The 11,823-nt window shown below is 63.0% G+C and carries 9 protein-coding genes and 1 pseudogene; 6 read left to right on the top strand and 4 right to left on the bottom strand.

Annotated features, from left to right (window positions below; translation table 11 throughout):
* Window positions 1-594 (bottom strand): annotated as a pseudogene (locus OKW26_RS20115) (acyl-CoA dehydrogenase C-terminal domain-containing protein); the annotation flags it as partial.
* Window positions 594-977 (bottom strand): acyl-CoA dehydrogenase N-terminal domain-containing protein, encoded by a 384-nt coding sequence (locus OKW26_RS20110; RefSeq protein WP_429354908.1) that lies wholly within the window; start codon window positions 975-977, stop codon window positions 594-596. The gene OKW26_RS20110 and the pseudogene OKW26_RS20115, both read right to left, overlap by 1 nt.
* 698 nt (window positions 978-1,675) lie before the next feature.
* On the opposite strand from OKW26_RS20110, the gene OKW26_RS20105 reads away from it, so the two are divergent.
* The 5 genes from OKW26_RS20105 to OKW26_RS20085 all read left to right on the top strand — a co-directional run bounded on the left by OKW26_RS20105 (window position 1,676) and on the right by OKW26_RS20085 (window position 8,702).
* Window positions 1,676-3,796, top strand: a complete 2,121-nt coding sequence (locus OKW26_RS20105) for a 3-hydroxyacyl-CoA dehydrogenase NAD-binding domain-containing protein (protein WP_429354907.1) — start codon at window positions 1,676-1,678, stop codon at window positions 3,794-3,796.
* A 42-nt stretch (window positions 3,797-3,838) separates the two neighbouring features.
* Window positions 3,839-5,020 carry an acetyl-CoA C-acyltransferase gene (locus OKW26_RS20100; protein WP_429355259.1) on the top strand — a complete coding sequence of 394 codons (1,182 nt, stop codon included), beginning with the start codon at window positions 3,839-3,841 and terminating at the stop codon, window positions 5,018-5,020.
* 12 nt (window positions 5,021-5,032) lie between these two features.
* Entirely contained in the window at window positions 5,033-6,241 is a 1,209-nt protein-coding gene (locus tag OKW26_RS20095; RefSeq protein ID WP_429354906.1) for an acyl-CoA dehydrogenase family protein, read from the top strand.
* 10 nt (window positions 6,242-6,251) lie between these two features.
* Window positions 6,252-7,385: an acyl-CoA dehydrogenase family protein gene (locus OKW26_RS20090; RefSeq protein WP_429354905.1), complete on the top strand. Its 1,134-nt coding sequence runs from the start codon at window positions 6,252-6,254 to the stop codon at window positions 7,383-7,385.
* Between the two features lie 108 nt (window positions 7,386-7,493).
* Window positions 7,494-8,702 carry a CaiB/BaiF CoA transferase family protein gene (locus tag OKW26_RS20085; protein ID WP_429354904.1) on the top strand — a complete coding sequence of 403 codons (1,209 nt, stop codon included), beginning with the start codon at window positions 7,494-7,496 and terminating at the stop codon, window positions 8,700-8,702.
* Window positions 8,703-8,739: 37 nt separating this feature from the next.
* Here OKW26_RS20085 and OKW26_RS20080 read toward each other — a convergent pair whose 3' ends face one another.
* Window positions 8,740-9,006 carry an ISAzo13-like element transposase-related protein gene (locus OKW26_RS20080; protein ID WP_429354903.1) on the bottom strand — a complete coding sequence of 89 codons (267 nt, stop codon included), beginning with the start codon at window positions 9,004-9,006 and terminating at the stop codon, window positions 8,740-8,742.
* An 18-nt stretch (window positions 9,007-9,024) separates the two neighbouring features.
* Between OKW26_RS20080 and OKW26_RS20075 the strand changes: the two genes are divergently transcribed.
* The gene (locus OKW26_RS20075) at window positions 9,025-9,735 is read left to right on the top strand and encodes an IS6 family transposase (RefSeq protein WP_429355258.1); all 711 of its coding nucleotides are present in this window, start codon (window positions 9,025-9,027) and stop codon (window positions 9,733-9,735) included.
* Window positions 9,736-10,031: 296 nt separating this feature from the next.
* Here OKW26_RS20075 and OKW26_RS20070 read toward each other — a convergent pair whose 3' ends face one another.
* Window positions 10,032-11,606 carry a diguanylate cyclase gene (locus tag OKW26_RS20070; protein ID WP_429354902.1) on the bottom strand — a complete coding sequence of 525 codons (1,575 nt, stop codon included), beginning with the start codon at window positions 11,604-11,606 and terminating at the stop codon, window positions 10,032-10,034.
* Window positions 11,607-11,823: the final 217 nt, after the last annotated feature.

Genomic DNA, 11,823 nt, shown 5'->3' with positions numbered 1-11,823 from the left:
TCAGAACTGCGATTCGCTCAACGCGAGGATGCCTTCCTCACCGCTTGCGCTGGTAATCGACGCTTCAATGCCCGGTGCCTGCGACAAAACGTGATCGGCGAAGAAGTGTGCGGTTGCGATCTTGGCGCCGTAGAACAACGGATCGTCGGCGCGCAGTTGCTTTGCGGCGATCAACGCGCGTGCCAGCTGCCAGCCCGTTAGCACGATGCCTGCGACCTTCAGATATGGCACGCTGCCCGCGAATACAGCATTCGGATCGCGCTTCGCGTTCTGCAGGATGAACTCGACGACGCGCGCCAGCGCCGCGCGTCCCGCTTTTAGGCGGCGATGCATCGCGTCGAACGCAGCGCCATCGTGCTGTTCGAGTTCGGCGAGCGTCGCGTCGACCTGCGCGAGGATCGCGCGCGCGGCCGCGCCGCCGTCGCGCAGCGTCTTGCGGCCGATCAGGTCGTTAGCCTGTATCGCGGTCGTGCCTTCGTAGATCGTCAGAATGCGTGCGTCGCGGTAATGCTGCGCAGCGCCCGTTTCCTCGATGAAGCCCATGCCGCCATGTACCTGCACGCCGAGGCTCGTGACGTCGATCGACATCTCCGTCACGGTGCGGCGATCAGCTTTCGCAAGCCCTGGCCACCGAATTCAGCTGGATGCACAACGCCTTGCCAGCCGCCCTCGCCGAACTGGCGGAACGCTTCCTTGAAGCCGGGCGTGGTCGTGACAACGCCCCCCAACCATGCGCTCGGGTTCCTGTCGCCCTCGAAGTTCCGTGGGGCGAGCATCTCGCTGTTGAACTTCGCGGCTTCACCGAGCACGGCCTGCGCAGTGTCGATGCTTGCTTCCTCGAAACCGGGTAGTTTGGCAATTTCTGCAATGTCAGCGAGTTCGTTGATTACGAACAGCATGTCCTTAAGCGGTGCGGTATAACTCATTTCGCCACGAAAATTGATCTGCAATGGATGTTTAGAGCTTTCGGGCCGCATTGCTGCCGACGATTTGCTCTGCTGCAGTCCAACTTTAGAGAAATTGCCCCATACGAATTGATCATCGTGTCACCGATGTTTATCATTTCGGCACTCGATGCACTGGGGATTACCCGATTGGCTCGGCGGGTACGGTTCGATGTCACCCTCGTTCGGACAATGGTTTTCGGTGTGGATCATGACGCCGGAAGGGCGACAGATCACCGCCCGCGATCTCGAATTCGGCGAATGCTCGGAGGTCAGGCTGAAGCGACTCACGCAGTCGCACGAAGGGCGCAGCGGCACGCGACCGAGCTTGTGCTATTGCGTCCCCCTGGGGGGGCTTGCGACAAGGCGCACCTAATCGACCTCTGAACACCTGGTAAAGGCCACATCGAAGTCAACGCAATCGGCAAACGCGCGACCGATCTCAGGCAACAAGCAACAGATGCTCGCTCAAGACGAGTCCGCAGTTGGATAACAGCACGCGATTTGAGGGTGCGCGCGATGCGCCGCCCCGACAATGCGGCGCCGTTGAGCATGAGCGCAAGACACGCCTATTTCGCATAGCAAACCAACCGCTACGGGCGTCCTCGAGAGCTCAGTCAAATTTCGATTAACAGTTCGTCAACTCTCACTGGGATTGTCAACGAGGTAGTTGGGCTCGACAATCGGCCCCATGCAAAAAGCCATTCGGCTTAATACCCGGAGACAAGACAGTGAATCCCGAAGTGTCCGTTGACGTTGTCACGCGCGAATTGCGTGGCGATATTCTTGTCGTGACCCTCGACAACCCGCCGGTCAACGCTCTGGGCGTGCACGTCCGGCGTGGCCTGCTCGCCGCGATCAAAGCTGCCGAGGTTGATACTGCCATTGCGGCCGTCCTGATTGTCGGCGCGGGACGCAACTTCATCGGCGGCGCCGATATTCGTGAATTCGGCAAGCTGCCTATGCCGCCTTCACTGACCAATGTCTGCAACCTCATCGAATCGTGCTCCAAACCGGTCGTTGCCTCAATTCGCGGCGCGGCACTCGGCGGCGGGCTCGAAGTCGCGCTCGCGGCGCATTACCGGCTGGCCGTCTCCGGCGCGAAGCTCGGGCTGCCCGAAGTGACGCTCGGCCTGTTGCCCGGGGCGGGCGGCACGCAACGCGCGCCGCGCCTTATCGGCGCCGCCGCCGCGCTCGATCTGCTCCTGAGCGGCCGCCACGTTGGCGCCGACGAAGCGACCAAGCTCGGCCTCGTCGACCGCGTCGGCGCATCGGGTGACGCGCTCGCCGACGGCCTCGCCTACGCACGCGAACTGCTCGCCGCGCACGCGCCGGTGCGCCGCACACGCGACGCCGCCGGTCTCGGCGACCGCAAGGCAAGCCGTGCCGCCATCGAAGCGGCACGGGAGCAGACGTCGAAGAAATCGCGCGGTCTCTTCGCGCCGCTGAAAATCGTCGACGCGGTACAGGCCGCGCTCGAACTTTCCTTCGACGACGGCCTGGGCCACGAGCACCAGCTTTTCTTGCAATGCATAGACAGCCCGCAGCACGCCGGCCTGATCCACGCGTTCTTTGCCGAGCGCGAAGTGCTGAAGGCGCCGGAAATCCGCACGGCGAAGCCGCGCGCAATCGCGAGCGTCGGCGTGATCGGCGGCGGCACGATGGGCGCGGGCATCGCGGTGGCCACGCTCGACGCCGGCCTGCCGGTGACAATGATCGAGCGCGACGACGCGTCGCTCGCGCGCGGCCGCGCGCATATCGAGAAGGTCTATGACGGACAGATCGCGAAGGGCCGCATGACGCCGGACGGGAAAGCAACCGTGATGAGCCGCCTTTCCGGCGGCACGTCCTACGACGCGCTCGTCAGCGTCGACGTGGCGATCGAAGCGGTTTTCGAAGATCTCGACGTGAAAAAGGCCGTATTCGCGGAACTCGATCGCGTCTGCAAGCCGGGCGCGGTGCTCGCGACCAACACCTCGTATCTCGATATCGATGCGATCGCCGCCAGCGTCTCGCGTCCCGCCGACGTGATCGGCCTGCACTTCTTCTCGCCCGCGAACCTGATGAAGCTGCTCGAAACCGTCGTGCCGGAGAAGGTTGGCGCGGATGTCGTCGCGAGCGCGTTCGAGTTCGCGAAGAAGCTGCACAAGGTGCCGGTGCACGCGGGCGTGTGCGACGGTTTCATCGGCAATCGCGTGCTCGCGGTGTACCGCACGGCTGCCGATCACATGATGGAAGACGGCGCGTCGCCGTATCAGATCGACCGCGCGGTGCGCGAGTTCGGCTTCCCGATGGGGCCGTTGCAGGTCGTGGACCTCGCGGGCGGCGACATCGGCTGGGCAACCCGCAAGCGCCGCGCCGCCACGCGCGATCCGAACGCGCGCTACGTGCAGATCGCCGACCGGCTCTGCGAGCGCGGCTGGTTCGGGCAGAAGACCGGGCGCGGCTTTTATCTGTATCCGGACGGCGCGAGAAGCGGCACGCCGGACCCGGAAGTCGAGGCGATCGTCGACGCGGAGCGCGAGCGCGCGGGCGTCACGCCGCGCGAATTCACCGACGGCGAAATCATCCGACGCTACATGGCCGCGATGATCAACGAAGGCGCGAACGTCGTGCACGAAGGCATCGCGCTGCGGCCGCTCGATGTGGACGTCGTGTTTCTCTACGGCTACGGCTTCCCGCGCCATCGCGGCGGCCCGATGAAATATGCCGATACCGAAGGCCTCGCGAACGTGCTCGCCGACATCCGCGCGTTCGCGAAGGAAGATCCGCAGTTCTGGCAGCCGTCGCCGCTGATCGTCGATCTGGTCGAACGCGGCGCCGATTTTGCCAGCCTGAATTACTCCGCCTGAATCCACATCTCTCCCGTTTCGGGAATCGAGGAACCCATGACCATGCGCGAAGCCGTCATCGTCTCAACCGCCCGTACGCCCATGACCAAGGCGCATCGCGGCGAATTCAACATCACCCCCGGTCCGACGCTCGCGTCGTTTGCGGTGCGCGCCGCCGTGGAGCGCTCGGGCATCGACCCGCAACTGATCGAGGACGCGATCCTCGGGTGCGGCTATCCGGAAGGCATCACCGGCCGCAATGTCGCGCGCCAGGCGGTGGTCCGCGCGGGATTGCCGCTCGGAATCGCCGGCACCACCGTCAACCGGTTCTGCGCGTCGGGCCTGCAAGCGATCTCGTTCGCCGCCGGCCGCATTGTGGTCGACGGTGCGCCGGCGATGATCGCGGGCGGCGTGGAAAGCATCTCCGGCATCCGCTCGCGTGATGACGGCGCGAGCGGGCTGGACCCGTGGATCGTCGAGCACAAGCCCGCGCTCTATCTCGCGATGATCGACACCGCCGATATCGTCGCGCAACGCTACGGCATCAGCCGAGAGGCCCAGGACCGCTTCTCGGCGGAAAGCCAGCGCCGCACGGAAGAGGCGCAGCTTGCCGGACGTTTCGCCGACGAGATCGTGTCCGTCAGGACGACGATGGCCGTCACCGACAAGGAAACGGGCGCGGTTAGCCAGCGCGAGGCGACAATCGCTGCCGACACCTGCAACCGGCGGGGCACGACTTACGATGCCCTCGCGAAGCTCGCCGCGGTGAAGGGGCCGGAGAAGTTCGTGACGGCGGGCAACGCGTCGCAACTCTCCGACGGCGCCTCCGCCTGCGTGATGATGGAAGCGAAGGACGCCGAGCGCGCCAACCTCACGCCGCTCGGCGCGTTCCGCGGCCTCGCGCTGGCAGGCTGCGAGCCGGACGAGATGGGCATCGGCCCGGTTTTCGCAGTGCCGAAGCTGCTCGCCCGCCACGGGCTGACGATGGACGATATCGGCCTGTGGGAACTGAACGAAGCGTTCGCCTCGCAGGCGATCTACTGCCAGCAGAGGCTCGGCATTCCGTCCGAGCGTCTGAACGTGAACGGCGGCGCGATTTCGATCGGCCATCCGTTCGGCATGACCGGCTCGCGCCTGGCTGGACACGTCCTGATCGAAGGCCGTCGACGCGGGGTGAGGTACGCCGTCGTCACGATGTGTATCGCCGGCGGCATGGGTGCCGCGGGTCTCTTCGAAATCTACTAAAGAAGCTAAGTCATGGATCTCAACTTCACCCCCGAAGAAGAAGCGTTTCGCGAGCGCGTCATGCGCTTCCTGCAAGAAAAACTCCCTCAGCGCCTGTCGGACAAGGTCAACCACGGCCACCAGCTGACCCGCGCCGACATGGCCGAGTGGCACGCGATCCTGAACGAACAGGGCTGGCTCGCGAACCACTGGCCGGAGCAGCACGGCGGCCCGGGCTGGAACGCCGTGCAGAAGTTCATCTTCGAAAACGAATGCGCGCTCGCCGCCGCGCCGCGCATCGTGCCGTTCGGCGTGAACATGCTCGGGCCGGTGCTCATCAAGTACGGCAGCGAGGCGCAGAAGCGCTACTGGTTGCCGCGCATTCTCGACGGTTCCGACTGGTGGTGCCAGGGTTACTCGGAGCCGGGCGCCGGGTCGGACCTGGCGGCGGTGAAGACCACCGCCGTGCGCGGTTCGGATGAAAACGGTGCCTACTACATCGTCAACGGCCAGAAGACCTGGACGACGCTCGGCCAGCACGCGAACATGATCTTCTGCCTCGTGCGCACCGCCTCCGACGTTCGCAAGCAAGAGGGCATCAGCTTCCTGCTCGTGGACATGAACACGCCGGGCGTCGAAGTGCGCCCGATCATTACTCTCGAAGGCGAACACGAGATCAACGAAGTGTTCTTCACCGACGTGCGCGTGCCGGCGGCCAATCTGGTGGGTGAGGAGAACAAGGGCTGGACTTACGCGAAGTATTTGCTGACATACGAGCGCACCAACATCGCGGGCGTCGGGTTCTCGGTCGCGGCGCTCGCGCGCTTGCAGCGTGTCGCGGCGAAGGTCACGCGCAACGGCCGTCCGCTCGCCGACGATCCGCTCTTCGCGGCGCGGCTCGCTCGCGTCGAGATCGACCTGGAGAACATGAAGACGACCAACCTGCGCGTGATCGCGGCGGTCGTGGGCGGCGGCGTGCCGGGGGCGGAAAGCTCGATGCTCAAGATTCGCGGCACGGAGATCCGCCAGGAGATCTCGTCGCTGATGCGCCGCGCGATGGGACCGTACGCGCAGCCATTCATCGAAGAAGCGCTGATCGAAGGCCATGACGAGGCGCCAGTCGGCCCCGAAGAAGCCGCGAGTGCCGCCGCGACGTATTTCAACAACCGCAAGCTGTCGATCTTCGGCGGCTCCAACGAAATCCAGAAGAACATCATCTCCAAGATGATCCTGGGACTGTAAGGGGGATCACATGAACTTCCAGCACACCGAAGACCGCCGCATGCTGGCGGATACGCTGAACCGCTTCGTCAGCGAGCAGTATGGTTTCGAGACCCGCGACCGTCTCGCGCGCTCCACCGACGGTTTCAGCCGAGAGATGTGGGGCCGCTTCGCCGAACTGGGCATCATCGGCGCGCTATTCGGCGAGGCGGACGGCGGCTTTGGCGGCGAGGCTTTCGATATCGCCGTCGTGTTCGAAAGTCTCGGACGCGGACTCGTGGTCGAGCCGTTTCTCGGCGCGCTGGTGGTCGGCCGGGCGGTGGCGCTCGCAGGCAGCGACACGCAGAAAGAGCTCATTGCGCAGCTGATCGAAGGGGGCGCCGTCACGGCGCTCGCGCATGACGAGCCGGGTTCGCATTACGAACTCGCGCAGGTAGCGACGCGCGCCGTGCGCCGTGCGGACGGCGGCTGGACCTTGACCGGTGCTAAGGCCGTCGTACAGCAGGGGGAAGCCGCCAGCGTCTTCCTCGTCTCCGCGCGCACAAGCGGCGACGACGACACCGACGACGGCATCTCGCTCTTCCTCGTTCCGCGCGAGGCTGCGGGCCTCTCCTTGCGCGGCTATCGCAACATCGACGGAGGCCGCGCGGCCGAAGTCGTCCTGAACGAAGTACGCCTCGAAGGCGAAGCCCTTCTCGGCAAGCAGGACGCCGGGTTCGCTACGCTCGAACGCAGCATCGGGTGCGGCGTGCTCGCGCTCTGCGCGGAAGCGCTCGGCGCGATGGACGTCGCAAAGGACTTCACGCTCGAATACCTGCGCACGCGCAAGCAGTTCGGCGTCGCGATCGGCAGCTTCCAGGCCCTGCAGCATCGCATGGCGGACCTGCTGCTCGAGATCGAACAGGCGCGCTCGGCGCTCATCAACGCGGCCGCCGCGCTCGGCTCGGACCGCATCGCGCGCGAGCGCGCGCTGTCGGCAGCGAAAGCCAGCATCGGACGCATCGGCGCGCGGGTCGCGGAAGAGTGCATCCAGTTACACGGCGGCATCGGCATGACGTGGGAATTGCCGCTCGCGCACTACGCGAAGCGGCTCGTGATGATCGACCATCAGTTCGGCGACGAAGACCACCACCTCGAACGCTATATCGCGCTCGGCCGGAGCTGATGCAATGAACGAAGCGATTCTCACCCATTGCGTTGGCAAGGAAGCAGTGCTGTTGCTGTCGATCAACCACGCGGGTGCGTGCAACCCGCCCGACAATCTGGAACTGCCATGTCAAAGCTAAGCCCCTCACTGCCGCTTGCGGGCGTTCGTGTCCTTGATCTTTCCCGGATTCTGGCGGGTCCATGGTGCGCCATGGTGCTCGGCGATCTCGGCGCAGAAGTGATCAAGGTCGAGCATCCTGAGCGCGGCGACGACACGCGCGATTGGGGATTGCGCGTCGGCTCGACGGAGACGGCCTATTTCAATAGCGTCAACCGCAATAAGCGTTCGGTTAGCCTTGACCTGCAGACCGTCGAGGGCCAGCAGATCGCACGCGACCTGGCACAGCAATGCGACGTCGTGATCCAGAACTTTAAGTTCGGTGGAGCGGAAAAGCTTGGCCTTGGCTATGAGCAATTGAAACAGGACCGCGCGGATCTGATCTACTGCTCAATCTCGGGTTACGACCGCGCGGGTCCTGAGGCCGCGCGTCCCGGCTACGATTTGGTTGTTCAGGGCGAGGCAGGACTGATGGCGCTCAACGGTGAAGCGCAGCAGCCGCCGCTCAAGTTCGGCGTGGCCGCCGTCGACATGTTCACTGGCATGTACTCCGCACAGGCGGTGCTAGCGGCGCTATTCGAGCGCCAGAAGACCGGCAACGGGCGCCACATCGAAATGGCGCTCTTCGATTGTGGCCTGATGATCACGGCGTACTACGGACTGGAAGCGTTGATTATGGGCGAAGACCCACCGCGTTATGGTAACGCGCATCCGTCGATCGTTCCATATGGCGTGTTCGACGCTTACGACGGGCCGCTCGTCATCACGGTCGGCAATAACAGCCAGTTTGTGCGCTTTTGCCGCGAGGTGATTGATCGGCCCGACCTGGCCGAGGACAACAGGTTCCAGACGAACATTGGTCGCGCCGCGAATCGGGCGGTGCTGGTGCCCGAGCTGAACAGTGAGATCGGACGAAGAAAGCGTCAGGAGCTGCTTGAGCGTCTGATCCAGGCCGGTATTCCATGTGGCGAAGTGCTCGGCCTTCACGAGGCGCTGAACTCGAAGCGAGCGACAGATGCCGGTCTCGTGACGATGCAGGCGCATTCGGAGGTTGGCAGTACGCATGTGCTCGCGCCGCCCTACCGCTTCGATGGTGCACGTTTGCCGGTGCGAAGGGCACCGCCGACACTGGGCGAAGGCACGAACGACGTTTTTCGGACGTTGCTGGGGTTGTCCGAGGAGCAACTCTCGAAGTTGAAGGCCGGAGGCATAATTTGAGGTTTTGTCGCAGTAAGAATCTGTCAAAAAATTACTTTTACAACCTGGCGCGCAATGCTCTGGGCTGCTTCCGCGGCGTGAAAGTGCTGGTCGGGGCGATGGAGTAGTTCCAGTCGCCGTGGAATTTGTCTGGTGTCAGTCGCACGGCAGCCAACGCTGCGTCGTCGATCTTGATGCCCGTTGGGTACTGCCGCGTGTCGAGTGCCGCGCGCACGTGCAGCGCCTTACTCGTGGTCGTGCTGGCGATGGTTCTGGTGCAAGTAGTGAAGTTGACTCGGTTAGACTGGGGCCTTCGCAACCTCATCCTTCGATAATGCGCAAGCTGAAAAGCGTGGACGATCTGTTCTCGGGTCGTCACTTCAACCGCGAGGTGATCATTCAGTGCGTGCGCTGGTACCTGCGCTACAAGCTCAGCCTGCGTGATCTGGTTGAGATGATGGCCGAGCGCGGTTTGTCGTTGGTGCACACCACGATTATGCGTTGGGTGAAGCGCTTCACGCCGGAGTTCATCAAGCGCTGGAATCGTTTTGGCATGCCCGCAGGGCGGTCATGGCGTGTTGACGAAACCTACCTGAAGGTTCGTGGCAAATGGGTTTATCTGTACCGTGCGGTAGATCGAGCCGGCCAGACGGTGGACTTCATGCTCAGAGCGAAGCGCGACGTGGCCTCGGCCAAAGCCTTTTTCAGCAAGGCAATCAAACATCAGGGCCAACCGCCGGAGACGATCACGCTCGATCGGTATGCCGCCTCACACCGGGCGGTGCGTGAGATGAAGACCGATGGCCTGCTGCCAGGTGACACGAAGATCCGGTCCTCAAAGTACCTGAACAATCTGATCGAGCAGGACCATCGAAACATCAAGTCCAGAACGAACGTAATGCTCGGCTTCAAACGATTCAGGAATGCCGTGACCACAATTTCAGGCATCGAACTGATGCATCGCATTCGCAAGGGACAGTTCCACGTCTCCATACTCGGGCTCAAAGATACCTCTGCCCTCGCTGCCTGGAATGCTGTCCTGTCCTATCGATGAGGTATCCATATCAATAGGAAAAATGTCGGTCTGACCAATTATTTGCACCAGAGCCTCCGATAATTGGCCGGTGATGGCCGGCAGTACGCGTTCACACAATCCGCCGGAAAGTTGCCGTCGACGATTCCAAGGTCCGGTCTATAGAAGTTCAGCGAACTGGTGCAATCGGCCAACTCCAGCCGGTCGCCCGTGCCTCGATGCGGACGTTCGAGCGTCGCTTGGGCCCGGAGAGCGGTCTTTCACGCGTCGGCCGCGCGAGTCATGTCGTCGGTCTTACCAGCGCCCCCCATCGCGGACTACGGAAGGGAACTCAAGGACGATGATATGTCCGGCAACGCTGACGCCTTTACCTGGTTTCGACCGGCCGACTTGGCGACGTACATTTGTTCATCCGCGGCGGCGACCAGGTCAGCCCAATCCCGGCCTTCTGCAGAGATGCATGTCGCACAGCCGACACTTACGGTGACGGCTCCATGCTCGCTTTGCCCGTGCGCGAGACGCATGCCCTGGACCTTTCGCCGGATCTTCTCTGCCACCTTGACTGCCTCATCTGCAGATGTGTCGGGCAGCACCACCGCAAACTCCTCACCGCCGTATCGTGCGACCACATCGATTGACCGCCGGGCGACCGACGCGATGCACTCAGCGACTGCGGCGAGCACTTCATCACCGGCGGCATGGCCGTACAGGTCGTTAAATCGCTTGAAGTAGTCGATGTCAATAAAGAGCGCCGACATGAGATGGCCTTTACGCAATGCGCGTCGCCACTCCTGGTCGAGCCGGGTGTCCAGCGTGCGGCGGTTGCTCAGCCCGGTCAATGGGTCCGTGGAAGCAAGTCGAACCAGTTCACTCTGCGCCCTCACCTTGTCGCGTAACACGAACGCGAACAACCACGAAATGATGACCACAATGGCCCCAAACGCCATGGTCAGCGCACCGGCCACGATAGTGCGCCTTCGCCAGTCTGCGAGCACAGAATCTACCGCTGGCGCGACGATAGCAATGAGCGGGGTGCCTGGCACATGTGCAAAGGTATACAGGCGCGTGACGCCATCTACCCCAGACGTGGCAACGTACGAACCGGTCATGCGCGCGGCCATTGCCCGGGCTATCGGCAGCTGTGGGGCGGTGGCCTCGATCTCGTTCCCGGGAATCGGCTTTCTGGCGAGCGACGTTCCGTCGCCGAGGACAATATAGGCCGAACCCGACTCTCCTGTATCGATCCTGTCGAGCACCTGTTGGAAGTATCCGATTTGAATCGCCAGGAGCGCGACGCCAGCAAAAGAGCCGTCTGGCGAATCGATGCGCCGTGACAGGCCAATTACCGGTACTCCGCCACTCAGCCGGGAGCGGTACGGATGAGAAATGAACAGGCCCGCTGTCGGACTGCGCTTATGAGCGACAAAATAGTCCCGATCGCCAAGCCAGATGGATGGGTCGACGCCACCGCGCTGCGACGCGATCACATGCCCGTTTGAATCCAGCACGTAGGCGCCGTTCAGATATGCCGCCTCAGTCGCACGGTCAAACAACACCCTCTGCCTCAAGTCGGGCGGAAGCTTCCAGGTGTTAGCCCGTTGGGCGCCGTCCGCCATGGCGCCCAAGGAAAGGTTATAGCTTTCGACATTCCTTTTCAGATCGTCAGAGATAACCGACACCAGATTAGCTGACGTTTCGTGCGCAGGACGGAGCGTATCGCCTCGGCCGCCGTACAATGTCAGAAAAGTCACAGTGGCCATGGCCGTGGCGACGATCGTCCCCGCCATGCCCACGAGAATCGGATGATTGCCGACAGCGAACGAAATAGCCGCTCCGAAAGCGCGCAGCGCCTTGCGCACACGTCGGCGCAAGGAAAAAACCTGATGCGGCACGTGCGCCCCCTCTATGTCGATTTATCGCCAAGTTCGTAGCGGGCCCCTTCGGGCCATTGCGCCGGCTCGCCAGACTCAACGGACAGGCAAAAATACAGGCTCATGCCTACTGCGTCGATCCGACCGTTTCGACACTCAATTTTCGCGTCGAACCGACATTCATGAGGCACTCCTCAGGTTGCCAGTCATCCGAACTGCGGGCGAACGTCCACTGTCC

The organism is Paraburkholderia sp. 32, assembly GCF_050435345.1.
Taxonomy (GTDB): Bacteria; Pseudomonadota; Gammaproteobacteria; order Burkholderiales; family Burkholderiaceae; genus Paraburkholderia; species Paraburkholderia tuberum.
Note: the sequence above shows the minus strand (reverse complement) of the source record. Positions and strands in the feature narration are given on the sequence as shown.

Bases quoted from the DNA above. Each gene is read 5' to 3' on its own strand.
- OKW26_RS20095 (WP_429354906.1), top strand. From the start codon at position 5,033: ATGGATCTCAACTTCACCCCCGAAGAAGAAGCGTTTCGCGAGCGCGTC.
- OKW26_RS20080 (WP_429354903.1), bottom strand. From the start codon at position 9,006: ATGAGGTTGCGAAGGCCCCAGTCTAACCGAGTCAACTTCACTACTTGC.
- OKW26_RS20110 (WP_429354908.1), bottom strand. From the start codon at position 977: ATGCGGCCCGAAAGCTCTAAACATCCATTGCAGATCAATTTTCGTGGC.
- OKW26_RS20100 (WP_429355259.1), top strand. From the start codon at position 3,839: ATGCGCGAAGCCGTCATCGTCTCAACCGCCCGTACGCCCATGACCAAG.
- OKW26_RS20090 (WP_429354905.1), top strand. From the start codon at position 6,252: ATGAACTTCCAGCACACCGAAGACCGCCGCATGCTGGCGGATACGCTG.
- OKW26_RS20085 (WP_429354904.1), top strand. From the start codon at position 7,494: ATGTCAAAGCTAAGCCCCTCACTGCCGCTTGCGGGCGTTCGTGTCCTT.